The sequence below is a fragment of the Pseudomonas petroselini genome (assembly GCF_045037875.1).
Classification (GTDB): domain Bacteria; phylum Pseudomonadota; class Gammaproteobacteria; order Pseudomonadales; family Pseudomonadaceae; genus Aquipseudomonas; species Aquipseudomonas petroselini.
The window spans coordinates 4,838,710-4,865,181 of record NZ_CP173614.1 but is presented as its reverse complement, the minus strand read 5'-3'; the positions used below and the strand labels follow the sequence as shown (position 1 = coordinate 4,865,181).

Here is a 26,472-nt window from a genome sequence, read left to right as displayed (position 1 = left end):
GCATGGCACGCGATCTTGATGCACGGATCTTTGTCGCCGGCCATCGCGGCATGGTCGGTTCGGCCATTGTTCGCAGGCTGTGGGCGCTGGGGTATACGCAGATCCTTACCGCTGGCCGCGATGAACTGGACCTGCTCGACTCGGCGGCGGTGCAGGCGTACTTCGCCGGGCACCGTGTGGACCAGGTGTACCTGGCGGCCGCCAAGGTCGGCGGGATTCACGCCAACGCCACGTACTCGGCCGATTTCATTTACCAGAACCTGATGATCCAGGCCAACGTGATAAACGCTGCCCACAGCCACGGCGTGCAGCACCTGTTGTTCCTTGGCTCATCGTGCATCTACCCGGTGCATGCGCCGCAGCCGATGATCGAGGCGGTGTTGCTGGACGGCGCGCTGGAGCCCACCAACGAGCCCTACGCGGTGGCCAAGATCGCCGGGATCAAGCTGTGCGAGAGCTACAACCGCCAGCACGGGCGCGATTACCGCAGCGTGATGCCGACCAACCTGTATGGGCCGGGTGATAACTATCACCCGGAGAACAGCCACGTGATTGCGGCCTTGTTGCGACGTTTTCATGAGGCGACCCAGCGCGGTGATGACGAGGTGGTGATCTGGGGCAGCGGCCGCCCGCGCCGTGAGTTTTTGCATGTGGACGATATGGCGGCGGCCAGTGTGCACGTGATGGAACTCGACGCCGCGCGCTATCGCGAGCAGACCCAGCCGATGCGCTCGCACCTGAACGTCGGCACTGGCGTGGATTGCACCATCGCCGAGCTGGCAGAGGCGCTGGTGCGGGTCACCGGGTTCCGGGGGCGCTTGCGCTTCGACGCCAGCAAGCCCGACGGCGCGCCGCGCAAATTGCTGGATGTAAGCCGTATCAACGCCCTCGGTTGGGAAGCCTACGTGCCGTTGGAAGAGGGCCTGCGCGATGCCTACAACGCTTACCTCGCCGCACTCGAACAGCCTCGGGGCCAGTGATGAAGATCCTTCTGTATGGCATCAATTACAGCCCGGAGCTGACCGGCATCGGCAAATACAGCGGGGAACAGGCGCGCTGGCTGGCGGCGCAAGGGCATGCAGTGCGCGTGGTGACCGCACCGCCGTATTACCCGCAGTGGCAGGTGGGCGAGGGCTATTCGCCGTGGCGTTTTCGCACTGAGCAGGACGCCGGCGTCACCGTGATTCGCTGCCCGCTGTATGTGCCGCGCCAGCCCACGGCGCTGACGCGCCTGCTGCACCTGGTGAGCTTTTCCGCCAGCTCGTGCCTGGCGGTCCTGGGGCAACTGCGCTGGAAGCCGGACCTGGTGATCCTGGTGGTGCCCACGCTGTTTTGTGCGCCCCAGGCGCTGCTGCTGGCCAAGCTGAGTGGCGCGCGCTCGGTGCTGCATATCCAGGATTATGAAGTGGATGCGATGTTTGGCCTGGGCATGGGCGGCGGCTCGCTGCTGCGACGCTTGGCGTTCGGCATCGAGCGCTGGCTGTTGCGGCGCTTTGATCGGGTCTCGACGATTTCCAGCGGCATGCTCGACAAGGCCCGTGGCAAAGGCGTGAACAGCAAGCGGCTGATGTTCTTTCCCAACTGGTCGGAGACTGCGCGTTTTCGCCAGGTGCCGCACAACCGCGCGTTGCTTGAACGCTTGGGTGTGCCGCCGGGCGCCAAGGTGCTGTTGTACGCCGGCAATATCGGTGAGAAGCAAGGCCTGGAGCTGATTCTGGATGCGGCGCGGGCCCACGTCGATCGTACGGAGGTGGTGTTCCTGATTGTCGGCCAGGGCACTGGCAAGGCGCGTTTGCTTGAGCGTGTACACAACGAAGGCCTGCGCAATGTGCTGTTCGCGCCCTTGCAGGCTTACGAGGATTTACCCGCGCTGCTGGCCTCGGCTGACGGGCACCTGGTGATCCAGAAACGTGGGGTGGCCGATTCCGTCTTGCCGTCCAAGCTCACCAACATTCTGGCGGTGGGCGGTCATGCAATTATCACCGCCGACCCCGGCACGACCCTCGGCCGCCTGTGCGAGGAGCATCCGGGCATTGCGGTGTTGATCGAACCGGAATCGCTCGCGGCGCTGAACGCCGGGATCGAGCAGGTTCTGGCATTGCCTGCGCGCAATAGTGTGGCGTTGAACTACGCCAAGGAGTTCCTCGACAAGGAACGCATTCTGCAACGTTTTCTGGCACAGGTCTGACGAGTATGTGGCTTGATTTACCGACCTTCCAAACGGTCGTAGCGTCGACGCCCCTGGTGGCGATCGACCTGGTGGTACGCAACCGTCGTGGCGATGTTTTGCTCGGCCTGCGTGTGAATCGACCGGCCTACGGCTTCTGGTTCGTGCCCGGTGGGCGCATCCAGAAAAACGAAAGCCTGGACGGCGCCTTCCGACGCATCACCCAGGATGAACTGGGGCGCCCCTTCGAGCGCGCGACTGCACGGCTGCTGGGGGTGTTCGAGCATTTCTACGATGACAGTGTGTTTGCCAACGCCGGGGCCGGGCCGGACACCCACTATGTGGTGCTCAGCTACTGCCTGGACCTTGCCGGCGACGAAACCCTGCAGCCGCCTACGGAACAACACCAGCAATACCGTTGGTGGCCGGAGGATGAACTGCGCTTCAGCCAGCGGGTGCATGCCAACACCCGCGCCTATTTCTGATGCTCTCGCCCAAGGATGCCCTCATGTTAATACCCGTGATCATGGCTGGCGGTTCGGGGTCGCGCCTGTGGCCGCTCTCGCGGCAATTGAACCCCAAGCAGTTCCTGCGCCTGACCGATGCGCACCTGTCGATGCTGCAGCAGACCATCACACGCCTGACCGGCGCCAACGTGGGCTTGCCCCAGTTGATCTGCAACGAGCAGCACCGCTTTCTGGTGGCTGAGCAATTGCGCCAGTTGGGCCTGGAACAGGCGAGCATTCTGCTGGAACCGGTGGGGCGCAACACGGCGCCGGCCATCGCGCTGGCGGCGTGCAAGGCGGTGGCCGAGGCCCACGACCCGGTCCTGCTGGTGCTGGCGGCGGACCACCTGATCGAAGACATCCCGGCGTTCCATGCCAGCCTGGAAGTGGCGTTGCCCCTGGCCCGGGCCGGCAAGCTGGTGACCTTCGGCATCACCCCCACCTGTGCGCACACCGGCTACGGCTACATCGAACAGGGCGTGGCGGTGGGCGAGGGCGGTTACCGGGTCAAGCGCTTTGTCGAGAAGCCGGACGCCGCCACCGCCGCGAAATACGTGGCCAGCGGTGACTACGCCTGGAACAGCGGCATGTTCATGTTCCGTGCCAGCCGTTACCTGGAAGAGTTGGAGCGCTTTCAGCCGGCGATCCTCGAAGCGTGTCGCGTGGCGTTGGAAGGTGGCAGCCAGGACCTGCCGTTCACCCGCGTGCACAGCGCAACGTTTGCCGCGTGCCCGGACGTCTCCGTCGACTACGCCGTGATGGAAAAAACCAGCGAGGCCGTGATGGTGCCGTTGCAGGCCGGCTGGAGCGATATCGGCTCGTGGTCGGCGCTGTGGGAGGCCAGTGCCAAAGATGCCAACGGCAATGTGCTGCGCGGCGATGGGCTGGCGCTCGACACCCGCGACACCTACGTCCACGCCGACAGCCGATTGGTCGCCACTGTCGGGGTGCAGGACCTGATCATTGTCGAGACCAAGGACGCGGTGCTGGTGGCGCACAAGGACCAGGTGCAGCAGGTCAAGGGCATCGTCGACCAGCTTAAACAGGCGGGGCGGCATGAGCACCTCAACCACCGTGAAGTGTATCGGCCGTGGGGCATGTATGACTCGGTGGACAGCGGCCAGCGCTACCAGGTCAAGCGCATCACCGTGAAGCCGGGGGCCAAGCTGTCGGTGCAGATGCATCACCACCGCGCCGAGCACTGGATTGTGGTGAGTGGCACGGCGCGGGTCACCAATGGCGAGCAGACGTACCTGGTCTCTGAGAACCAGTCGACCTATATCCCTATCGGCCAGGTGCACGCGTTGGAAAACCCAGGCGTGATCCCGTTGGAGTTGATCGAGGTGCAGTCGGGGTCTTATTTGGGCGAGGACGACATTGTGCGCTTTGAAGACAAGTACGGTCGGGCCTGAAGTTTTCCGACAATTAATAACATTCTAAATAACTTCATGGGCGCCAATGTATTGAAGGCCGGGCGCTTCGCCGATAAAACGTTATTTTTAACCGCGGCGTTAATTATTCGCCGTCTGGTGCGCTGTTTAGTTGAATGGCACTATCGGACTGACCATTCACTGACGATAAGGAGTCTGAGATGAGAACACCACTGGCTATTATTGTACTCAGTATCCTGAGTACTTCTGCGTTGGCCGTTGAGTTGCCGTTGGGGCTCGATACCACGGTGGCGGGCACGGTGACGGTGGGACAAACCCTGCTGGTCGGCAGCGCCCTCATCGCCGGTGTTGCGGCGGCTTCCAACAGCGGCGGCAGTTCCAATGGCGGCACCACCACGGGTACCACCGGTACTACCGGCACGACCGGTACCGGCAACTAAGTTGTAAACCTTCCGCTTTTCAGACCGCTTGGAATCCCCACCCAAGTGGTCTTTTTTTCTTGTCGATTATCGCGAGTGTCCTAGCACTATGATGCGTATTTTTTCTGTTGCGGCTGTGGCCGCTGCATTGTTGCAAGGCTGCATGTTTGCCCCGGGCCAATATATGGACACGGCGGCGATGACCGAGCAGGGTGGCGCTGAAAGTAGCCGCGTGGATTTAATTCCGATAACGCCCAAGTTACTCGCCATGGACGCGGCCACCCAGGTGCCGTATTCCATCCCGGCAGAACTGTTGAGTTATAAGCCTGGCCCGTATTTGATCGGTGCCAATGATGCGCTGTATATCACGGTGTGGGATCACCCCGAACTGACGGCGCCTTCCGGTCCACAACAACAGATCGATGCCAACGGTCGCCTGGTCAGCCCCGAGGGCAACCTGTTCTACCCCTACGTGGGCGAACTGACTGCCAAAGGGCGCTCCATTGAAGCGTTGCGCAGCGAGATCACCGACAAGCTACGCCAGTACATCGACAGTCCCCAGGTGGACGTCAGCGTGCTGCGGTTTGCCAGCCAGCGTGTGGTGATTACCGGCGCGGTGGCCAAGGCCGGGCCGGTGCCGATCACGACCATCCCGATGAACGTGATGGAGGCCATGGGCGCCGCAGGGATCGACCCGCTCAATGCCGACCTGTCGAACCTCACGCTCACCCGTGACGGCAAGCGCTACACCCTGGACCTCGACACGCTCAACCTTGCACAGTCGCGCGTGAACGACATCTACCTCAAGGACGGCGACCAGCTGTACCTGGCCTACAACGACCGCAAGCGCATCTACGTGATGGGGGAGGTCATGCAGCCTCGCGCCCTGAGCTTCAAGACCCGCAGCATGAACCTCTCCGATGTGCTCGGCTCGGTGGGCGGGGTCAACCAGAACACCTCCAACGCGGATGCCATCTACGTGATCCGTGGCGCGCAGAACATGGCGACAGAGCCGGCCAAGGTGTACCAGCTGGAAGCCGCGTCTCCGTCGGCCATGGCACTGGCCACGCGCTTTGATGTGCAGCCCCAGGATGTGGTGTTCGTCGGCCCCGCCAATATCACCCGGTGGAACCGCTTTATCAGCCAGTTGATCCCTTCCGCCACGATCGTCGGCATTGGCGCGTCCACCCAGAACAACCTGAGCGAAGCCAGCAACCGATAGGGTGGAACCTGCGTGAACACTCTGAAAATCGCTACGTATGCGGGGTTGGCGTGGCTGTTGGCTGGTTGTAATCCGTTGATGACGGCCTCTCTCGATACCTTCAAGGCCGCCGTGGCCGGGCCTGCGCCGCTGGGGTTGACCCAAGCCCAAGTGGATGCGGTGCCGTTTCCCCAGATCAAGGTCACCACGGTGTCCAGCGAAGGCGTGATGGCGCTGATTCGCCAGCGCGACGACCTGCAATTCTGGGTCGCATCCGGCAAGCAAGTGCTGCTGCTGCGCGACGGCCTGGTGGTGCGCACGGTCGGCCTCGGGGCTGATCTGGATGGCACGCGTTGGCAGGGGCAATCGCCCTTTCAGCAAGGTCTGCACCGGGTGCCGGATGGCTACCTCAGCACACGGCAGATCGACCTGGTGGGCGGCTATCGGATGGGCATTACAGTCACCAGCCGCCTGAGGCGCAAGGGCATCGAAACCCTCGAGATTCTGGACAAGCCCTACGCCCTGTTGCGGGTTGACGAAGACGTGGAGGCGGCCGGTTTTCACGCCCGCAACCGCTACTGGGTGGACCCGGTGAACGGTTTTATCGTGCAGAGCGAGCAACACCTCACGCCCGACCTGAGCCTGACCATCACCCAACTGCAACCGACCCGCAAGGACGCCCGATGATTGTTCGACGACTCGGGGCGCTGCTGCTGTTATGTGGCTGCGCCCCGCTGTGCCTGGCCACGACCCTGACGGTCAGCGGCCAGGTGCGTAACCCAGGCCCTGTGGTGCTGCAAGCCGACGCGCGTTTGCTGGATGTGATCACCGCTTCGCAACCGGATGCCCAAGGCTATTGGCTCGGGGCGGCCTGGTTGCATCAGCCTCTGCTTGAAGCCCAGGCACGGCTCAAGGCCGGTGTGTTGTTCGACCTGCAAACCCTGCACCAGGCCGCGTTGGCGGCAGGGCGCGAAGATCGGGCCCGTGCAGCGGCGCAGCTTTATCAGCAGGTGCAGGCGTTGCCGGTGACCGGCCGCCAGGCGGCGGTGCTAGACCCGGTAGCGGTGGAAGTGGGGTTTGCGCCGAACCTGCCGGTCAGTAGTGGCGACCGCCTGGTGTACCCGCCGAGGCCCGACAGCGTGCGGGTCCTGGGCGCGGTTGCCCGCGCGTGCACCTTGGCATTTGCGCCGTTGCAGCAGGGGAGCGCCTACCTCGACGCGTGCCCGGCGTCGAAGGCGGCGGACACCGATTACCTGTGGCTGATCCAACCCGACGGGCGCGTCACGCGCCTGGGCATTGCACCCTGGAACCGCGAGGAGGGCGCGCCGCCCGCGCCCGGCAGCACGTTGCTGGTGCCGATCCGCAGCGACGACCTGGACCCGCCCACGCCTGAACTGAATCAGCAATTGGCCGAGTTTCTCGCCACCCAACCCCTGGCCGAGGTCACGCCTTGAAATTATGTATTGCGGCCGTGCTGCTGGTGCCCTGTGGCGTCGTGCATGGCGATCCCCGTTACACCCAAAGCGATTTCGGCGGCGTGGGCTTGCTGCAAACCCCCACCGCGCGCATGGCCCCCACCGGCGAACTCAGCGTCAATGCCAACCGCACCGAACCCTACAGCCGCTACAGTTTTTCGGCGCAGCCCCTGGACTGGCTGGAAGGCACCTTTCGCTACACCGCGATCACCAACCGTCCCTATGGCGCCGAGTCGTTCAGCGGCGGCCAGAGTTACAAGGACAAGGCTGTCGACGCCAAGGTGCGCCTGTATCAGGAGACCCACTGGCTGCCCCAAGTGGCGTTGGGGTTCATGGACTTGGGCGGCACCGGGCTGTTTTCCAGCGAATACCTGGTGGCCAGCAAACGCTACGGCGATTTTGATTTCAGCGCCGGTATCGCCTGGGGTTACCTGGGCAGCCGGGGTGACTTGGGTAACCCGTTGGGCGCGCTGGACGATCGTTTCGACGAGCGGCCCACCGCCGAGGGTTCCGGCAGTTTTTCCAATGGCTACTTTCGCGGCCGCCCCGCGCTGTTTGGCGGCATCGCCTACCAGACGCCCTGGACGCCGCTGAGCCTTAAGCTCGAAGTGGAAGGCAACGACTACAAGAACGAACCGCGGGACAACCGCTTTCGCCAGGATTCGCCGCTCAACGTCGGTATGGTCTACAAGCTCGCCGACTCCATCGACCTGAGTGCTGCCTGGGAGCGGGGTAATACCGCGATGTTCGGCATCACCCTGCACACCAATTTCGTCAGCCGCAAGGCACCGGTGAAAACCTACGACCCACCGGCGCCCAAGTTACCGAGCGTGGCACCACCCACGCCACCGGAGCAGGTTGATTGGGCCGCTGTGTCCCAACGCCTGCACGACAATGCCGGCTACACCGTGCAACGCATCACGCAACGCGGGCCGGAGCTGTTGGTGTATGGCGAACAGCAGCGCTATTTCTACAGCGCCAAGGCGGTGGGGCGCGCCAGCCGGATCCTCGACAACAGCGTGAATGACCAGATCGATTGGTTCACCCTGGTCAGCGAACGCTATGCCATGGGCATCGAGGAAACCAGTGTGCCCCGCGAGACCTTTCGCGAGGTGGTCAACCACCGTGAAGAGCTGCAGGCCCTGCACCGCCAGGTCGAGGTCAATCGCGCCAGCGAGCGCGCGCAAACGGTGCTCTACACCCAGCCGCCGACACCCTTCAGCTATGGCGCAGGCCTGGGCTACAAACAGAACGTCGGCGGGCCGGACGGCTTGCTCTATCAGGTTTCCGCCGACTTCGACGGCGAATACCGCTTCACCCGCACGACCTGGTGGAGCGGCATGTTGAGCGTCAACCTGCTAAACAACTACGACGGTTTTACCTACGATGCACCCACGGGTTTGCCACGGGTACGCACCGACCTGCGCAAGTACATGACCAGCGCCGACGTGACGTTGCCGACCTTCCAACTCAACCATGCGCAGCGCCTGGATCAGGACGTGTACGGCATGGTCTATGGCGGCTTGCTGGAGTCGATGTATGCCGGGTTCGGCAGTGAAGTGCTGTACCGGCCGATGGGCAAGGGATGGGCAGTGGGCGCGGACCTGAACTATGTGCGCCAACGTGGTTTCGAGCAGGATTTCAGCCTGCGCGATTACCGCACGGTCACCGGGCATATCACCGGCTATACCGACCTGCCGTTCAACCTGCAGGGTGCGTTGAGCGTCGGCCGCTACTTGGCCAGGGACTGGGGCGCAACGTTGGACCTGTCGCGGCAATTCGACAACGGTGTGCGTATCGGCGCGTGGATCACCCGTACCAACGTGTCGAAGGAAGCGTTTGGCGAAGGCAGCTTCGACAAGGGCCTCTACCTGTCCATTCCGTTCGATGAGTTGATGAGCCTGTCGACCATGCGCCGCGCCAACTTGGTGTGGGCACCGCTGACCCGCGATGGCGGGGCACGCTTGAATCGCGCGTATTCGCTGCATTCGATGACGGATGGACGCGACAGTGAGCTGTTCTACCAGAACATCGATAAGATCACGGAGTAACGGGTGGGGTCGTGTTCAAGTGTGGGAGGGAGCAAGCCCTAATACCAGTCAGTTAAGGGCGAACACTGTACCTGTGGCGAGGGAGCTTGTCGCACCGTCCCGTTGGGCGCGAAGCGGCCCTAAAATAGGACTGCTGCGCAGTCCAACGGGACGATTCGACAAGCTCCAGCGCTCAGTAGATATCCTTGGATAAAAGCGTAAACGGCGTCTTCAGCAGAATCTTGATGTCCAGCCACAGCGACCAGGTATTGATGTAACGCAGGTCGATATCCACGCGCCGCTGCATCTTCTCCAGGGTCTCGGTCTCACCCCGGCAGCCACTGACCTGTGCCAGGCCGGTGATGCCGGGCTTGATGCGATGGCGCGCCATGTAGGCGTGAATCTTCCCCGAGTAGAAGTCATTGTGGGCAATCGCGTGGGGACGCGGGCCGACCAGGGCCATATTGCCCTGCAGCACGTTGAACAGCTGCGGCAATTCATCGATGGAGGTACGGCGGATAAACCGGCCGACCGGGGTGATGCGTGAGTCGTTGCGGCTGGCCTGGCGCACCTCGTGATCGTCATGCACGCGCATCGAGCGGAACTTCCACACCTTGATCACCTGGCCATTCCAGCCATGGCGGTCCTGCTTGAAAATCACCGGGCCGGGGGAGGTGAGCTTGATCAACACCGCAAACAGCAGCAACAACGGGCTCAACACCAGGATGGCCAGCAAGGCCAGGCTCTTGTCCAGCAACGACTTGCTCAGGGCCGCAGTGGGGCGGCTGGTCAGCGGGCTTTCATTGAGGAAGATCGCCGGCAGACCATCAACTTCGGCCACGCAATGATTGAGCAGCAGCATGTTGTTGAGGTCGGGCACCCAGATCACATCCACATTGATCTCCAGCAGGTTGAGGTAGAGTGCCTCGATGTGGGTCGCGTCCTGCAACGAGTGGGTGATGTAGAGCCGGCGAATACCGTGCTGCCGGATCAGGTGCGGCAATTGCGGCAGCTCGCCGAGTATCTGTGGGTGTGCGTCCTGGGCTGCCTCGGTGTGGCTGCCGACCAGACCCACCAACGGCGAGTGTTTCTGGCGAGACAAGGTGTTCGCAAGGTCGACCGCGAGTTTGCCGGTGCCCACGATCAATGACTTGTGCCGTTGGTAAAGTTGCCGATGGTAATACCGCGACAGGCTGTGCAAGGGGATATAGCACAGCGCCAACAGTGGGTAACTGACAGCGCCCCACAACAACAGAATCTCCAGGGGAAACAATGAACTGGCATTGCAGGCAACACCCACCGCGAACACGATACCCACGGTAAGTAACCAACCCATGAACAGTCGCCCAAGGCCCACGCCATAGTCATCTTTCTTACTGTAGACATCACAGAAGGTATAAGCCGGTAGCGACGCCAGTAGGGTGAAGGCCGCCAGGATTCGATAGTTATAATCAAGTTGGCCGGTCTTCAAAGACACCAACATAAACAACAGTGTTACAACTAAGCCCGATGCGAGCGTCCATTGTCCCCAGAACGTCAAACCCTTAGGGGTCAGGTGGCGATGCATTCTAGTATTATTCAGCATAGTTCTGCTCCCGGTGGTGACCACACACGTGGTGGCAGGGCTTGATCACGCGGCGCAATACCGCACTAAAACAACAGGCACGCGCAGGCGCGTACCCATGGATAGTAATGAAGGGCAGGGGGCATTGGCTGACGACTTATAACAAGGTCGGCGTAATGTGATCAGCAGGGAGTGTTATAAAAGGACGGGTATAAGCGTGTGTTAATAGGCAGGGTGAATGATAAGGTGATCGTTATTTTTATATAGTTAACGGCGTGACTGAGCCAGCTCGAGCGGCTTCTTGATTTTTTGCGTCAGGCAATAACCACGGTTTCTGACGGCGCGAAACAAACGCTCACCGTCGTTGGCGCGCTTGAACTTTTCCTGCAGCCGGCTCAGGCACATTTCCAGCCCGCGATATAACTCGGGTTCGCGGCCTATATTACGGATCAGCTCTTCTTTGCTGACCACGCGTTCTTCATGGTGGAGCATTTTTTTAATCAGCGCGGATTCAATGGTGGTCAATGAAATACGCAGGCCGCCCTTGACCAGGGTGCGATCATGTTGGGTCAGCAGCCAGAAATCCTGTGGGTACTGCTGAGTGCGCTCAGGGCTTATTTCCGGAGGTGGAGTATGGTTATTCGGCGCGCTGTCATGATCCTTTGGCAGGGGCATTCTGGATTCTTGTCTCACAGCGTTAAAAGGGTGTGAGGGTAAGAGGCGGGTATGGGTAATGACGTAGGTATTCAGGCGCGGAGTGGCATTGGGGCTGGCAGACCGTGGGTTGAATAACAGCTGTTCAGCGTCTGCCTGGCTTGTCGCCGCTGCGTTTACGTCGTAGTGGAACAACTCGGCATTGGGGGTGAAGTCGTGCAATGCGATAGCAGGAAGTGTGGGCGTGAAGGCGTATTTCTTGAGGGAGCTCATAGTGTCCACCGAGAGTAGGAAGGTGCAGTTGTTATAGGCAGTCAGCAGGGGAGTAATAACCGCCCTGAAAGTATTCGAAAGGCAGGTGTTTAGCCAGCAGCGCACTGTCGGCAAACTCGACAGTGTCGGCAATAAAGCACACCCGCGCCGTATTGATCAGCGCCAGCATGCGGTCGTAGAGCCGATCGAACAGGTCGGAGCGTGTATTCAGGCTCAGCCGCAGGGCGGAATCCGGAAAGGGCATTTTTATGTAGTTGTAGAGTTCGAGATCGATCAGCAGGTCGGCCTGCTTTGTATCAAGTCTGTAATTGTTGTAGGCGAGGGTGATGCCGCATTGGTCTTTCAATTTATATAACTGGCGCACCATGGCCCTGCGTTCAACCGGGCTGGGCAGGGCATCCAGAGGGTTGTCGATGCAGAGGGTCAAGGGGGGGCTGTGCTTCTCCAGTGATTGGGCAGTCTGAACAATTTGTTTGTGCAGGTCTGCGTTCATTAAGGCGGCTTGGTCAATGTGCAGGAACTTATGACTGCGCGAAGGAGGAGAGACGCTGCGCCGTACATCTATACGGTGTAGCGCTTCCTTATAGGCAGTTTCAGGTAACGCGCGAGTGTGCGGCCACGCTATGCGGATTTCACTGCCCCAGAGTGCATGGCTGCGATCAACGATAGCCTGCCTGACAATGTTGAAGTCCACTGAGTGGGCAGGGGGGATTTTCTCGCTATTCACGATTCGACCGCTCCTTGGCGGATTGGAAATGGCCGGTGCATATAAGACCCCGGCTTAGTTTGTACCCATAACCGCGAATATTCTGGATGATGTTTTCACCGTAGTGCGCCTTGATTTTACTGCGCAGTCGGCTGATAGACTTTTCCATCGCTCTGGAGTCGTAGTATTTGGTATTCAAACCCATGACGGCGGCGATCTCGTTGTGACTGAGCAGTCGCCGTTGGATAAGGGCTTCCAATACACTCATTTCAACAAAGGATATTTCCAGTTTTTTGCCGTCGCCATAAATGCACATGCGGTCTTGATCGAGTACCAAGCCACACTGATTCAGTCGTGCACTCTCGCTGAGGAATGCATCAAACAGGCTCAATTTTTTCTCAGGAGGGGTGTCGACCACCTTGATGCAGTAATCCGCGCCTGCCAGGTAGTATTTTGTTTTGCTCAGGGTTGAGGCAAAGGTGACAACGACAAATATGGTGCAGCCGGGATTGTTGTTTCTGGTCTTTCTTATTATGTCCAGTGTCTGGCTACTGGCCGAGGGTGTGTCAATTTCTATGATGATCGCGCGGTAATTCCCGTGACTTTCCTGGGTGTCAATGAGTTGTTCGTAGTAACGTGTATCGACTTTCAAATCATCCGTTACAGTGCGAACTATAAACTCCCGAAAGTCCTCCGATTTCGATTGAGTCCGTGCAATAGCGAGGACGTTGGAAAAATGCATCACCTACTCCCTTTTCCGGCATGCAAGGCCGTCAGTTCATTCGCTGCCAGCGTTTAGATACTAATCGAATTGATTCCGCTAAAACGTGACAAATTTTAACATTCGCCACTTTATTTGCAGGGGGCGGAGCGAGGGGAGAGGGGGGTGTTGTGGGGAACTTTGTACGGTGTTGCACATATGCTAGTGCAGTTTTTAGTGTGCGATAAATATTTTAGGTCAATGGGTTAGCGACGGCGGACGGTTAAATGTTATCAATAATGAGGGGGGCTCAATGCGGCCCTTTCAAACTCTCAGGCTGTAGCGTCTAACTCAGCATCCACACGCGGACGCGCACCTGAGCAGCTCAAGTTCCCCACGGCTTAAAACCCAAGGCGAATCTCGGCACATAATCCACCTCCTGAACGATTGCTCAAGGTCAACGACCCGCCTATGGCGTTGGTCAGTTGCTGCGCAATCGCCAGCCCCAGGCCCGTACCACCGGTACCGCGATTGCGAGAGCTTTCCACCCGGTAGAACGGCTGCATCACCTGCACCAGTTCGTCCTCGGCAATCCCCGGTCCGCGATCCAGCACCTTGATCGACAATTCCCCGCTTGTCGTCGAGCCCACTACCAGCTCCGCACTGCCTGCGAACTTCAGGGCGTTGTCCATCAGGTTCACCAGCACCCGGCGCAGGGCGTGGGGGCGAGTGTCGAGTACCACCGCGCTCTTGCCGGACAGGCTCACCTGCTTGTGCATATCCTGATAGTCAAACACCAGGCTGTCGAGAAACGCATCGAGGTTGATTCGGTGGCTGGCTTCGCTGGCGCCATGAACGCTGCGCGCATAGGCCACGCCTTCGCGCACCAGGTGTTCCATTTCGCCGAGGTCGCTCCAGAGTTTGTCGCGGTCGGCGGAGTCTTCCATGAATTCGGCACGCAATTTCATGCGGGTTATCGGGGTTTGCAAGTCATGGGAAATCGCCGCGAGAATCTGCATGCGTTCCTTGAGGTATTCGGCGATGCGCTGTTGCATGGCATTGAACGCGGCGGCGGCATGCGCGACTTCCGTCGGGCCGGTTTCGTCCAGCGCAGTGGGGTGGGCGTTCGGGTCCAGGGTCTCTACCGCTCGCGCCAGGCGGGTCAGGGGGCGGATGGCCAGGCGCACGGCGAACCACGTGCAGCCCAGCAGCAGCGCAAGCTGGAGCACCAGCACCACGGGCAGCCAGTAGGCGACGGGCACAGCCGCAGGACGCACGTCGAGGGTGATCGGGCTGCCATCGGCCAGGGTCAGGTGCGCCTGGAAATGCTTTTGCAGGCCGGGGATGTCACGGAAGGTCAGCACGTAGTGTTCGCCCAGCGCGTCCGCAATCGAGGTGGCGGCCATGGGCATATCGTCGCTGCGCATCGGCTCGCCGGTTTCGCCGGCATGGAGCAGGTACCGGTAATTCTGCCGGTCGAGGCGCGGCAGCCAGCTGGCGCGTTCGTTGGCGGGTAGACGGTCGAGGATGGCGACTGAGGTGGAGACATCGTTTTCCAGGTTGCCCAACATGGCGGTGCGCGCACTGATATAGCGCTCGTAGAACTGCGCACTGAACGACAACCCATGGGCGCACACCAGGCTGATCAAGAAGATCAGTGACAACTGCGACGCCAACGTGCGCGGCCAGCCCAACCGCAGTCTCATAAACCGTGGCGTCATTGATCGGCCCCGAGGATTTCCACCGGCAAGGAGAACACATAGCCCTCACTGCGCACGGTCTTGATACAGGCCGGCTCACGGGCGTCATCCAGCAGGCGTTGGCGCAGGCGGCTCACCAGCAGGTCGATGGAACGGTCAAACAGATCGGCGTCGCGGCCTTGGGTCAGGTTGAGCAACTGGTCGCGATTGAGCACGCGCTGGGGGTGGTCGAGGAACACCCGCAGCAGGCGGTATTCGGCGCCGCTCAGGGCCACCAGGGTGCCGTCTGCGTCGAGCAGATGGCGCGCGGTGGTGTCCAGTCGCCAGCGACCAAACCGGATCAGGCGCCCGGTTTCGCTGACCAGCAGGTTCGGCGGCAACATGCGTGTGCGGCGTAATACGGCGTTGATGCGCGCCAACAGTTCACGGGCCGCGAAGGGTTTGACCAGGTAGTCGTCGGCGCCCATTTCCAGGCCGATGATGCGGTCGGTTTCATCGTTGCGCGCAGTGAGCATCAGCACCGGCGTGGCCTTGTGCTTGCCCACCCGCAGCTCGCGGCACAGCTGCAAACCGTCGTCGCCGGGCATCATGATGTCCAGCACGATGAGGTCTACCGGTGTCGTGTCGAGGAAACTGCGCATCTGGCGGCCGTCGGCGACCACGGTGGTGCGCATACCGTTTTTCTTCAGGTAGTTGCCTACCAGCTCGCGGATCTCCCGGTCGTCATCGACGATCAGGATGTGATCGACATGATCCATGCTGCCTGCCTCGTTAAATACTCAGTGGAGCGCAGTCTAGCCACTGGCGACGGCCTTGCCTTGTGCCCTTTGTATTGCAGTGTATCCGGCTATAACGGAGATACATGACGAAGCAAAATCGGGCACACGCAGGGATGCGCGAGTTGTTGCTGGTCGGTTACGGCAGGCTCAAGGGCCATGCGAAGCCCTGAGCAACAGCGCTTCGAATACCTGTTGCACCTGCGGCTCATCACTGTGGGCCACATTGAAACGCATCGAGTCGCGGTGCGCCGCGTCATAGCCGAACAGCGCACCGGGCGCCAGCACCATGCCGTGTTTCAAGGCCGCCTGGGCTAGAAGCTCGCCGTTGATTCCGGGCGGCAGGCGCGCCCAGATGAACATTCCGCCTTCATAACCCATGGGCAGTTCGCAGCCGCAACGCTTAAGCCATTGTTCGACCCGTCCACCGGCCTCCATCAAGCGCTGCACCATGCGCTTGCGGTGCTTGGCGTAGCTGCCTTCGCTGAGCATGCGGTACACGATCTGCTCGAACAGCTCGGAGGTCACGCCGCCGCTCATCAGCTTCATATTGGTCAGGTTGGCCGCCAGTTGCGGTGCGGCGACCACGAAGCTGACGCGGGCGTTGGCGCTGAGGGTCTTGGAAAAACCCGACAGGTAGGTGACCTGGTCCAGGCCGGCGAGCGCGGCCAGGCGTGGCGGTGGGGTTGGGTGCAGGTCGCCGTAGAGGTCATCCTCGACGATATGGCAAGCGTATTGCTGGGTCAGTTGCAGCAGGCGAAATGCCTGGCCGGGGCTGAAGGAATGGCCGGTGGGGTTGTGCAGTATGCCGGTGGTGAGGTACAGGCTGGGGCGGTGCTCAGCCAAAAGCTGTTCGAGGGCGTTGAAGTCAAAACCATCGGGCCGGCGTTGGATTGTTACCACCTTGACCCCGTGCAGCGCCAGGTTGGCGTGGAAGTTGAAGTAGCACGGCGCATCCAGCAGCACGGTGTCGCCGGGCCGTGCCAGCAAGCGCATGAGCATGTCCAGGCCTTGCACGGTATTTGGCGTGGTGATGATCTGGTCCACCGGCACCGACAGGCCTTCACCGTGCAGCTTCTGTTGCAGCGCCTGGCGCAACGGCAGCAGCCCGGCCGGCGTGCCCAGCCCGGCGATGCGCAACGACGGCGCACGCACCGCGCTGCGCATGGCTTGACGAATGGCGTCGCTGTCCAGCCACGCCTCGGGCAAGTGGCCGCCGCCGGGGCGCAGTTCGCCGTAGACCGTTGCGAGGGGGCGGCGCAATACGCTGAGCAGGTCCTGAGGCAGCAAATCAACCCAGTTTGTCGTGGCCGTATGGACGCGGTCCACGTTCACGAAATAACCACGGCCTTGGCTGGACGTGAGCAGATTGCGCCCGCGCAGGCGGTCGAGGGCTTCGTTCAGGGTGAACTTGCTCACGCCCAGGGTCTGTGTCAGTTCGCGCACCGAGGGCAACTTGCTGCCGGCAGCCCATTCGCCGTTTTCGATGGCCCGGCGGAATGCCTCGACGATCTGTTGCACCTTGGGGGTGCCCTCGACAAAAGCGATGGCCGATACGAACATGCGACTTCCTTATCTTTACTGGTAATTTTACCGGTGAAGTTCGGGCGGATTAGGCCTCACTTTACCTGCCTTGTGCAAGGGCAACTGCCTAGACTGCAGGCTCTCTTCCCCAGGTCCCCGGCCATGACAAGTGCGTTAACCCTTTCTTCGTTTCTGTACTTCCTGCTGTTTTGCGCAACCATGACCTTCAGCCCCGGCCCCATGACCCTGATGCTGTTGAGCCTGGGCCTTCGCGACGGCCTGCGCCGTTCGATCCCGGCGCAGATCGGCGCGAGTGTGGCGTACCTGATATCGATCCTGATCTTTGCCGTGGGCTTTTCCGAGCTGGTCAAGGGCTACCCTGTCATCACGCAGGCAATCCAGGTGGTGGGCGTGGCGTATATCCTTCACCTCGCCTACAAACAGTGGACCAGCAGCGGCATGGTGATCGACCGGATCGGTCACGTGGAAGCTGCGCGCAACCTGTTTGGCAAAGGGTTGCTGACCGGGTTTTCCAACCCCAAGACCCTCATCATGTTCAGCGCGATATTCCCCCAGTTTGCCGGGACCGGTGAGCACCGTTCGACGCTGGATATCGCGATCCTCGGGCTGACGTTCCTGCTGCTGCAATTCGCCAGCGGCTGCCTGTATTGCTACTTCGGCCAGCGCATCAAGCATGTGCTGGAAGACCCCAAGCGGCGTGTGGTGTTGCAGCGCATCACGGCGGTGCTGCTACTGGGCGTGGCGCTGATGCTGGCGCGGGGCTTTTCCCACTGAGGACGCCGAGCTTATCAGCGGTAGTGGCTAATTGCCGTTGCCCTGATAGACTCCTGGCATTCACTCAGGATTTCATCTCACCATGTCAGCTGCAGAAGGAACCGGACTTCCGCTCGCTTCACGGCTGTACAGATCCCGCCTGCTTGGGCTGACGCTCGGGTTGGTGTGCGTGGTGTTCGGGATGTATCCCCTGGACCCTGCCGGGTGGGTGTGGGCGTGGATGCTGATCAACGCGTTTGTCTGGCCGCACCTGGCTTTTCAACTGAGCGTGCGCACCGCCAACGCACTGCGCAGCGAACGGCGCAACCTGCTGTTTGATTCCTTTTGCGGTGGGTTCTGGGTCGGTGCCATGCACTTCAACCCGTTGCCCAGTGTGACCACCTTGTCGATGATGACCATGAACAACGTGGCCATTGGCGGCCCCCGTTTCATGCTGGCCGGGTGGGTGGCGCAGGCGCTGGGTATCGGCACCTCGTGGCTGTTGTTTGCCCCGGCCTTTATCGCCGTGACCACCCAAATTCAGCTTTACGCCTGCCTGCCGATCCTGATGGTGTATCCGCTGGCATTGGGTTGGATCTGCTACCGCCAAGCGGTGACGCTGGCGCGACACAAGCGCGAGCTATTGGCGTTGAGCCGTACCGACAGCCTGTCCGGACTGCTCAACCACGGCGCCTGGAAAGACCACCTTGAGCTTGAATTCCAGCGCTGCCGCGGGGGTTGCCCAGGCGCCGCCATTGCCTTGATCGACATTGATCACTTCAAAATCATCAACGACACCTACGGCCATGTCACCGGCGATATCGTCCTGCGCCAACTCAGTAAAGTCCTGCGCCAGAACCTGCGCGCCACCGACCTCGCCGGGCGTTACGGTGGCGACGAGTTCTGTGTGATCCTGCCGGGCATGCCTCTCAACCACGCCACCGAAGTGATGGATGCGCTGCGCGACCGCTTCAACGCCTTGGCCTACGCCCAGGACCCCACGTTGCGCGCGAGCTTGAGCATCGGCCTGGCGCCGTATCAACCGAGCCATGCGGATTCGACACACTGGTTGAATGATGCCGACCAAGCGTTGTACGAAGCCAAGAGCAGTGGGCGAAACCGCGTGAGTTCCGTGCAGGGGAGTTGGTTGCGATCGGTCTAGTGGGGTAGGGTGTCACGGCACCCTCCAACAACAATCAAGGATCGGTTCATGCTCTTCAACTTCTCGCGTACCCTCCTGGCCGCCACCCTGGCCGTGTCCTTTGCCGTGCCGGCCTACAGTGCCGAACCCCACAAACAGATCCAGGCACATGCCGAACAGTACAAGGCCGAGGCGTTGAAGCTGTTGGAACGCCTGGTGAATATCGACTCGGGTTCGGGGTATGAGCCGGGCCTGACGCAAGTGCGCGATATCGCTGTGAATGAGCTGAAACAGCTGGGCTTTGCTATTGAACTGGTGCCGGATAAAGCGGCCAATAACAGCCACGTGGTAGCCACCCTCAAAGGCACCGGCAAGGCCAAGATCCTGCTGATGGCCCACATGGACACCGTCTTCAAGGAAGGCTCGGCGGCCGAGCGCCCGTTCCACATCAAGGACGGCCGCGCCTATGGCCCCGGCGTGATGGATGACAAGGGCGGCATCGTCGCCGGCATCTACGCGCTCAAAGTCCTCAAGGACCAGGGCTTCAAGGACTACGCGCAAATCACCTTCCTGCTCGACGCCAGCGAAGAAACCGGCTCCGATGCGGCCTCCGAGCTGATCCGCAACACCGCCAAGGCCCACGACGTCACCCTCAACCTCGAACCCGGCCGCCCCGCCGACGGCCTGGTGGTGTGGCGCAAAGGCAGCGCCACCGCCGTGGTCGAAGTCAAAGGCAAAGCCGCCCACGCCGGCGTTGCCCCGGAACTTGGCCGCAACGCGGCGATGGAGGTTGCGCACCAGATCCTGCAACTCGGCAAGCTGGGGGATGAAGAGAAGAAAACCACCATCAACTTTACTGTGCTCAAGGCCGGCGACCGCACCAACGTCATCCCCGACCAGGCCACGGCCAAGGCGGATGTACGCGCGGCGTTGCCGGAAGAATTTGATCGCATCGAGAAGGATTTGGTGCGGGTGTCGGCGAACAAGCTGATCCCTGACACTGAAGTCACCACCAGCTTGAAACGTGGCTTGCCGCCCATGCCGCAGACGGCGGAGTCGGACAAGTTGGTGGCGATTGCCCAGGGGATTTATGGGGAACTGGGCAAGAAACTGACGATTGAAGGCAGTGGCGGGGCGGCGGACGCGAGTTTGTCAGCCGGGGTAGGGACACCGACGTTGGATGGGTTCGGGATTGTCGGGGGGAATATTCATACCCCGGAGGAATATGCCGAGGTGGAGAGTGTGGTGCCGCGGGTTTATTTGCTTAGCCGCATGATTATGGAGCTTTCAAAGCGCTGACGGGGTGGGGGGCTCATCCGGCGGGTTTGGGTGAGCACCTCATTCAGGGTGAGTGGGTACTTTTTGGGGTGAGCAGGTTCGTGTGGTGAACACGCTTCTGTGGTGAGCAGGCTTGCCCTGCGCTGGGTTGCGCAGCAGCCCCAAAACAGACAATGCCGATTTACCTGAAAGTACCCACTGCCTGCACTGGGGCCGCTTCGCGGCCCAACGCGAGTAAGCTCGCTCGCCACAGTGGGAGCGGTGTTGCCTTTGAGAGTGGTGTTGGTGCTACCAAGTTGATTGGTCTTCGAGGCTGGCTTTTTGGAGGTCTTCTTTCCACCATTCATGCGTCAGCCGATAAATATCTTCGAAAAAGCCTCTTGGGTTTACCATGTTGCTCCATCCCCAAGGCAGAGAACAGTAGAACCCAGGAGCTTGACGTAGCACTTGCGTGAAGTCATACGTATCGTCATAGAGGGTAGCGCTCAAGTGATCAACCAGGACTTTTCGATGTCGGTAATTTAAATCTGTGTTTCTGTCTATTATATATTTTTTAATTAACCGCTCTCTGTCTGTATTGATGTCATAAGTTGCAAGCTCCTCACCTAAGGTCTCTTCGCGATCATAGATGTCGAACGGTCCAAGGAAGTATCGAAGCTTTGGGTGGTATGGCCTATTCAGAAAAGGATGTTTTAACATTGGTGGTCGCTCACTGGAAAGGCAGTGTAAAGTTTCTTTGTCTCACGATCGAACTTAGCAATTGCCGTATTCATGTTTTCATCCAATATCGGATTGTTTAAATCTGTGGGGTTCGGTATGTATCCTCTCCCGCAACCTTGCATTTCTATCCGGACGATAGGGTTTCCGTAGTAGTCCTCTCCGGTGAAGGGATCGAGGTTTCGAGCTGTGCGCGTGGAGGCTTCATTTATAACAGCGAATTGCATTTTATGACTTATGAATTGGGTGCTTAATTGCATTATTCATTCCGTTAATGAGTTTTATAGGGTGTCAATCAGATGTCGGATTTTTTAGGGTTGCTTCTTTATGATATTGTTTGAGGCATTTTAGTAGTACCTCCATGAATCGCCGTTTGTCGACGATCTCGTCATCAAAATGTGTGTCGAAAAGATGGAATACTGACTCAAAATCTTCATCTGTTTTTAGGAGGTGTTCTAGGTTTTCAATATGACGTTGTCTTTCGTTGACTTTGTATCTTACGAATTCTGGTTTTGTAAGTTTATTGAGGAGGATTTCCAGCTCTTTGTCGTCGTTAATGTTTGTAGTTGCGATGAACTCTTCTCTGTCCGGATTTTTTGTGTTTTCGACGCAGTAGGTGAATAGCAACCCTTGGATGATTGATGTGCTTGGCTTAAGTTTCATTAGAACTCCGTGAATGCTGTAATAGGTTGGCCTTCGTCATTCAAAAAAACTCTGGCTTTTCTTTGTGTTCCATATTCGTACCCGTCTCGCTTGTATCCTTCACCAATTACTTTCCCCATGTGCATTGGCTCTTTTGACATTGACAGATCAGTAAGCTTGAAGATGAGTTGTGAGCGGTAAATTGCATTCAATTGGTCCCTGTGGTTTAGAAAGTGAGTAGCGGCATTTGGTGGCCTTGGTAGCCCCCTTCTTCTCCCACTAAGGAAGGTTTCGACTTCGCCGGTCGTGGGATTTTTAGCTGTCATCACTCGTTCGAGTTGAGACTCTCGCGACGTCTGAGCTCCATGTTTTTCCAAGAAGTGTGCTCCCGGAATTGAGGTTTCGAGTTCCGATAAACGCCGATGAGCATTTGATTCAGCAAGCTCATCAATTCTTGCTTGTCGCTGCCTACTCGTCAGTTGCGGTAGGGCCGGCTCTGCGTGATTAACACTTTCAGCTGGGTTTTGGGCGGAAGCGTTTGGCTTGCAACCCTTCGTATCAGGACATGAGTTCAGCCCTAATGGATCTACCCAACCCGTAGGATTGGGCACGTATTGGTACGCATTGATCCCACCCGCCAGCTTCACCGGATCAGGCGTCAGGTACCGACCAATATCCGGATTGTAGTAGCGATGGCGGTTGTAGTGCAGCCCGCTTTCTGGATCGAAGTATTGGCCCTGGAAGCGCAGCGGGTTGTCGATTTTCCCTATGTCGAGCCGGGTGATTTCGCCGTACGCGCGGTAGTGCGCGGACCAGACGATTTCTCCGCCGGTGTCGGTGAGTTCTTGCGGGGTGCCAAGGTGGTCGAGCTGGTAATGGTAGGCCTTGGTTTCCTTTGGGCCGAAGCCTTCCAGGAGCGCCAGTGGACGAAAGCTATCCGGTTCGTAGAGGTAGCTGCGGTGACGGTCCGCGTGGTGCTCGGCGATCAGTGTGTCGCCTTGCCAGAAGAACTCGGTCGTAAGGCCATCAACGGTTTTGCTGATACGCCGCCCAAACGGGTCGTAGCGGTAGCTGGCGGTTTGGCCGTTGGGTTGGGTGAGGCCGATCAGGCGGTGCTGGCAGTCGTAACGGTATTCGGTGACAAGTCGATGACCTTTACCGCGGCGTTCGCGGATGAGGTTGCCGAAGGCGTCGTAGTCGTAGTGGTGGTCGCCTTGGATCATCAGGCGGTTGCCCGCCACGATGTCGGGGCCGGGGCGGTTTTGCATGAGCAGGTTGCCGGCGGGGTCGTGGCCGAAGCGTTCTGGCTCGCCTTGGGAGTGGTCGGCGCGGGTGAGGCGGCTTAGTGGGTCATAGTGGTAGCGGTGCTCGCCTTTGCGGGTGTCGAGCAGGCGGGTGAGGTTGCCGGATTTGTCGTAGTCGTAATGACGGCGGTACACCGGGCCGTCGGCATCGCCGATGCTTTGGTTGAACAGGCGGCCTTGGTGGTCGTGTTGGTAAGTGCTGAGCAGTTTGCCTTGGGTACGTTGTTGTTCGCGGCCAGCGTTGAATTGGTGTGAGGTCAGTACTGCGCCATTCAGTTCAACCGTGGAAAGGTGGCCGCCTTTGTCGTGGTTGAAGGTGAGGCGGTTGTTGTCGGGCAGGCGAAGGTTTGTTAGTTGGCCGCAAGCGTCGTAGCCGTAGCGCAGGGTTCCCCAGCCTTGGTGTTCGGCGGTGAGGCGGTTTTGGACGTCGTATTCGTAGGCTAAAAACCAATTACCGTCGTCAACGCTGAGGAGATTGCCCTGACGGTCGTAGGCATAGTCGACGGCACCACCATCAGGCAGGGTTTTTCTTACGAGCCGACCGGCATGGTCGCGCTCGTAGCGGGTAACCAACTGACTGCCGTCATCGCCGTGTTCGGTCTTTTCCTGAAGGTTACCGTTGAGGTCGTAAACGTAGGCCGTGCGCTGGCCGTCAAACCCGGTTTCCTGCTGGATCAGGCCGTTGCTGTGGTACTGAAGTCGGTAGGTTTCGCCAACCTCGTTTTCGATCTCGGTCAGCAACAAACGCACGTTGTCGTAGCGGTAGTTGACCTGGCTGCCATCGGCGTTGAGGCGGCGGCTGATCAGGTGCAGGCCGTCAGCGTATTCGTAGCGGGTGACGTTCCCCAGTTCATCGCGTTCGGAAGTGATTTTTCCGTAGGGGTTGTAGCGGTACTCGCGCGTGTCACCGCCGGGATTGGTCAGTTTTACCAGGCGACCTGCTGCATCCCACAGATACTGGGTCAGCGCCCCATGTTCATCCTCCCGGGCCACCTGTCGCCCAAGGTCGTCATAGCGATAACGCTTGATCCCACCATTCGGCAACTGCTCTTCAAGCAACTGCCCACGTTCATTCCAAACCAACTTCTGACAGCTGTGATCCGGATACCAAACCCCAACCAGCTGCCCATATTTGTTGTAGCTGTAGTCAGTAGCGTTGCCGTCAGGATCGACCTTGCGAATAACGTCGCCTTGGTCATTCCGCTCATACTTCCAAACCGCTTCACCACGCCGCACAACCCGTACGAACCCATTGTCATGCTCGTAGGTCGTCGGCTCATCCTCTCCCGGAAACAACGCCACCAAGCGTCCGGCTTCGTCGTACTGATACGCCGTCACCGCCCCCAGCGGGTCCTGCTCAACCGTCAGCCGGCCTTTGTCATCGTAGGATTTAAAGTGCTCGGCACCGTCCGGATCCACCCGCTGCACCAGCCGCGCCCGCTGATCATGGACATAGACTTCTTGGCTGCCGTCGACGTTAAACACCGTGACCTGCCCGTTGTCATCCCAGGCATACCGCGTGTCCATCTGCGAAAAACTGGCCCAATGCCGCACACACCGCGCCGCCTTACCAGCCCGCTCCCACTCCCAGTAGAAACTCGCCCCACCGGCCAAACCACGCTCAAGAATGACGTGCTGTTCGTCGTACCGATAAACCTCGCGTTCACCGACAGCATTGGTCGCAGAAACCAGTCGTCCAGCACCGTCATAGGTGTAGGAAACAACGGTCTGTTCCGTCACCCAAACATACGGACCCTCATCGACGATGCGTTGAATTTGGTAGTCCACCGCCACGACCCGACCCGATGCATAGCGCAAAAACAGCGAGCGCCCCACACCGTTATCCAGCCGCTCAATGCGCCCCAAAAAATCCCGGGCAATACACAGCCGGTTGTCATACGCATCGCTGATCGCCGTCAGCACACCGTCGCGAAAGTGGTAGAACCGTGACGACTGAGCCAGCACCAGTTCATCAGGCAACGACCCCAAGTAGATCGCCGCTTCCGCCAAACTATTGGTAATCGCAGGCCGAGAAACCGTAGGTAAGGGTAGGGTGGTCGACCGATTTTCATGATCGGTCCAAACAACCGAGTCGCCGGAAACAGCAAGCCGATGCGCCAGCGAGTGACTCCAACCAAACCCCAGCCCACAATCCACCTCCACCGCACTGGTGCGGTACAAGCGCGTCCACTCAAACGGCAACACCCCGTCCAACGCCCCATCGGTCAGCGTCAGCAGTTCCTCGCCGGTGACCATCGACACCGGGCAACCGTTAGTGGCCGTTTTATCCGAGAAAGCCGCCGCATCCCCGTTGGGGTTACGAGCAGAAGCAGGCACATCGTCCACAGATTCCTGCCTGACCAACATCGTACGCTGGGACTTGGTGCGAACTAGAGGCACGGGGTTGGCAACCACCTGATCCCCAGCCTTCAAAGGTACAGCCGGAATCGTCTTGATCGGCGTCCCCGCGCTGCCCAGCAATAACGGCCTGGCCGCTTCGACATGCGCCTCCAACCGAGGCCCGACCACCTGATCCGCCAGCCTCTCGAGCCACTGGCGTGCTCGGCCAGACTTGATATGACTTATCACCTGGGTACCCAGGCGCACCGTCACACCCATCGCCCCCGTGACCCTTGTGAGCAACAGGCTGATCAACACCTCGCCGGTGATTTCCCCCATCACCTCGTTCATTTCTGGCGGCGGCAACATCCGTATCCAACTGGATATCGCCGACAAGTAAATAAACATCAGCGGCTCATCGCTGAGCACCAGCAGGCCGTGGGCAATCGAGTCTTTGCCGAGTTTCAGCAGTTCATCCAGTTCGGTCTGGGCGATGTACTGCAGCAACTTCTCACTGTGGGTCTGGATATCCGCCAGCAGGTCGCACAGTTGGGTGAAATTGTCCCAAACGTTGTAAAGCGCCTTACCCATTCCGTGAAGAAACGCGTGCTCCAGCATCCTGCGCTGATCAAGCGGGGTGGCGTCTGTGTAGTCCTTCCACTGGGCCTTGAAGGTACTTTCCCACTCTTCGCGCAGGCGTACTTCCAACGCGTCAATCACCGATTGATAAGACGCATACAGCGTCTTGATGTGATCCTTGGAAACATTGGGATAGAAGTTGACCCGGTAGCGTTGGTCGCGCTCACACTCGTCAATTTCGAGAATGCCGCTGGGGCCGATGGTCTTATGGATGGGGTCGCCTAGCGGGCCACCCTTGGGGTCGATGCGTTGCAGCATCACTGGCGTATTGCCAATGGGCACGAATCGAACGCTCTGGAACATGTGCACCAGGGTCAATTTGCCATTGGCCTGGCACGTAGCGACGGTGCTGCTTGGGTAAAGAGAGCGGTTGATCGGCGCGACCAGCGCCACTTCATCCCCGACCTTGAAGACTTGCTCGACATCCAGCGCCGAAAAGCTCCAGAAGCTCGAAGCCCAGTCATCAAAGGTGTTCAGGCACTCCCGGAAATCGCGAAAGACGCTCTCGACATCGACCGTCTTCACATCCATTGGGGTCAGGGCCAGCCTGC

The 26,472-nt window shown here is 59.5% G+C and carries 21 protein-coding genes; 12 read left to right on the top strand and 9 right to left on the bottom strand.

Translation table 11 applies throughout. The annotated features are described in order from the left end of the window. Positions 1-2 precede the first annotated feature (2 nt). The 9 genes from ACI512_RS22250 (at position 3) to ACI512_RS22210 (ending at position 9,210) form a co-directional block, all read left to right on the top strand. Positions 3-980, top strand: a complete 978-nt coding sequence (locus ACI512_RS22250; protein WP_236383035.1) for a GDP-L-fucose synthase — start codon at positions 3-5, stop codon at positions 978-980. Further along, a complete protein-coding gene (locus ACI512_RS22245; protein WP_236383037.1) occupies positions 980-2,188 on the top strand; it encodes a glycosyltransferase WbuB in 1,209 nt (402 codons plus the stop codon). Before ACI512_RS22250 ends, ACI512_RS22245 begins: the two co-directional genes overlap by 1 nt. 5 nt (positions 2,189-2,193) lie before the next feature. Next, a complete protein-coding gene (locus ACI512_RS22240) occupies positions 2,194-2,652 on the top strand; it encodes a GDP-mannose mannosyl hydrolase (protein WP_236383039.1) in 459 nt (152 codons plus the stop codon). A gap of 23 nt (positions 2,653-2,675) precedes the next feature. Next, positions 2,676-4,085, top strand: coding sequence for a mannose-1-phosphate guanylyltransferase/mannose-6-phosphate isomerase (locus tag ACI512_RS22235; protein WP_012724811.1), 1,410 nt, complete (start codon positions 2,676-2,678; stop codon positions 4,083-4,085). A 179-nt stretch (positions 4,086-4,264) separates the two neighbouring features. Continuing rightward, complete coding sequence (locus ACI512_RS22230; RefSeq protein WP_043205499.1) at positions 4,265-4,504, top strand: hypothetical protein; 240 nt, start codon at positions 4,265-4,267, stop codon at positions 4,502-4,504. A gap of 88 nt (positions 4,505-4,592) precedes the next feature. Beyond that, the gene (locus tag ACI512_RS22225) at positions 4,593-5,705 is read left to right on the top strand and encodes a polysaccharide biosynthesis/export family protein (protein ID WP_012724809.1); all 1,113 of its coding nucleotides are present in this window, start codon (positions 4,593-4,595) and stop codon (positions 5,703-5,705) included. A gap of 12 nt (positions 5,706-5,717) precedes the next feature. After that, positions 5,718-6,371: a YjbF family lipoprotein gene (locus ACI512_RS22220; protein ID WP_405121342.1), complete on the top strand. Its 654-nt coding sequence runs from the start codon at positions 5,718-5,720 to the stop codon at positions 6,369-6,371. After that, on the top strand, positions 6,368-7,138 hold the full coding sequence (locus ACI512_RS22215; RefSeq protein WP_405121341.1) for a capsule biosynthesis GfcC family protein: 771 nt from the start codon (positions 6,368-6,370) through the stop codon (positions 7,136-7,138). The genes ACI512_RS22220 and ACI512_RS22215 overlap by 4 nt, the downstream gene beginning before the upstream one ends. Next, a complete protein-coding gene (locus ACI512_RS22210) occupies positions 7,135-9,210 on the top strand; it encodes a YjbH domain-containing protein (RefSeq protein ID WP_405121340.1) in 2,076 nt (691 codons plus the stop codon). Before ACI512_RS22215 ends, ACI512_RS22210 begins: the two co-directional genes overlap by 4 nt. A gap of 172 nt (positions 9,211-9,382) precedes the next feature. On the opposite strand, the gene ACI512_RS22205 is transcribed toward ACI512_RS22210, so the two are convergent. The 7 genes from ACI512_RS22205 to ACI512_RS22175 all read right to left on the bottom strand — a co-directional run bounded on the left by ACI512_RS22205 (position 9,383) and on the right by ACI512_RS22175 (position 17,125). Then, positions 9,383-10,774 carry an undecaprenyl-phosphate glucose phosphotransferase gene (locus tag ACI512_RS22205; protein WP_046034681.1) on the bottom strand — a complete coding sequence of 464 codons (1,392 nt, stop codon included), beginning with the start codon at positions 10,772-10,774 and terminating at the stop codon, positions 9,383-9,385. A gap of 246 nt (positions 10,775-11,020) precedes the next feature. After that, positions 11,021-11,680, bottom strand: coding sequence for a helix-turn-helix domain-containing protein (locus ACI512_RS22200; RefSeq protein ID WP_236383694.1), 660 nt, complete (start codon positions 11,678-11,680; stop codon positions 11,021-11,023). A 31-nt stretch (positions 11,681-11,711) separates the two neighbouring features. Continuing rightward, the gene (locus tag ACI512_RS22195) at positions 11,712-12,407 is read right to left on the bottom strand and encodes a hypothetical protein (protein ID WP_046034683.1); all 696 of its coding nucleotides are present in this window, start codon (positions 12,405-12,407) and stop codon (positions 11,712-11,714) included. Next, on the bottom strand, positions 12,400-13,128 hold the full coding sequence (locus tag ACI512_RS22190; protein WP_043205495.1) for a winged helix-turn-helix domain-containing protein: 729 nt from the start codon (positions 13,126-13,128) through the stop codon (positions 12,400-12,402). Before ACI512_RS22190 ends, ACI512_RS22195 begins: the two co-directional genes overlap by 8 nt. A gap of 359 nt (positions 13,129-13,487) precedes the next feature. Beyond that, a complete protein-coding gene (locus ACI512_RS22185) occupies positions 13,488-14,792 on the bottom strand; it encodes an ATP-binding protein (protein WP_236383406.1) in 1,305 nt (434 codons plus the stop codon). Positions 14,793-14,803: 11 nt separating this feature from the next. Next, positions 14,804-15,544 carry a response regulator gene (locus tag ACI512_RS22180; RefSeq protein ID WP_236383405.1) on the bottom strand — a complete coding sequence of 247 codons (741 nt, stop codon included), beginning with the start codon at positions 15,542-15,544 and terminating at the stop codon, positions 14,804-14,806. 168 nt (positions 15,545-15,712) lie between these two features. Then, the gene (locus ACI512_RS22175) at positions 15,713-17,125 is read right to left on the bottom strand and encodes a PLP-dependent aminotransferase family protein (RefSeq protein ID WP_405121339.1); all 1,413 of its coding nucleotides are present in this window, start codon (positions 17,123-17,125) and stop codon (positions 15,713-15,715) included. Positions 17,126-17,248: 123 nt separating this feature from the next. Here ACI512_RS22175 and ACI512_RS22170 point away from each other — a divergent pair, with 123 nt between their 5' ends. The 3 genes from ACI512_RS22170 (at position 17,249) to ACI512_RS22160 (ending at position 20,300) form a co-directional block, all read left to right on the top strand. Next, positions 17,249-17,881, top strand: coding sequence for a LysE family translocator (locus ACI512_RS22170; protein WP_236383402.1), 633 nt, complete (start codon positions 17,249-17,251; stop codon positions 17,879-17,881). A gap of 82 nt (positions 17,882-17,963) precedes the next feature. Next, a complete protein-coding gene (locus tag ACI512_RS22165) occupies positions 17,964-19,022 on the top strand; it encodes a diguanylate cyclase (RefSeq protein ID WP_236383400.1) in 1,059 nt (352 codons plus the stop codon). Positions 19,023-19,070: 48 nt separating this feature from the next. After that, positions 19,071-20,300 (top strand): M20/M25/M40 family metallo-hydrolase, encoded by a 1,230-nt coding sequence (locus ACI512_RS22160; RefSeq protein WP_231807402.1) that lies wholly within the window; start codon positions 19,071-19,073, stop codon positions 20,298-20,300. A gap of 987 nt (positions 20,301-21,287) precedes the next feature. Here the strand turns inward: ACI512_RS22160 and ACI512_RS22155 are convergent. Next, positions 21,288-21,659: a hypothetical protein gene (locus ACI512_RS22155; RefSeq protein ID WP_064054466.1), complete on the bottom strand. Its 372-nt coding sequence runs from the start codon at positions 21,657-21,659 to the stop codon at positions 21,288-21,290. After that, the gene (locus ACI512_RS22150; protein WP_405121906.1) at positions 21,659-26,452 is read right to left on the bottom strand and encodes an RHS repeat-associated core domain-containing protein; all 4,794 of its coding nucleotides are present in this window, start codon (positions 26,450-26,452) and stop codon (positions 21,659-21,661) included. The genes ACI512_RS22155 and ACI512_RS22150 overlap by 1 nt, the downstream gene beginning before the upstream one ends. Positions 26,453-26,472: the final 20 nt, after the last annotated feature.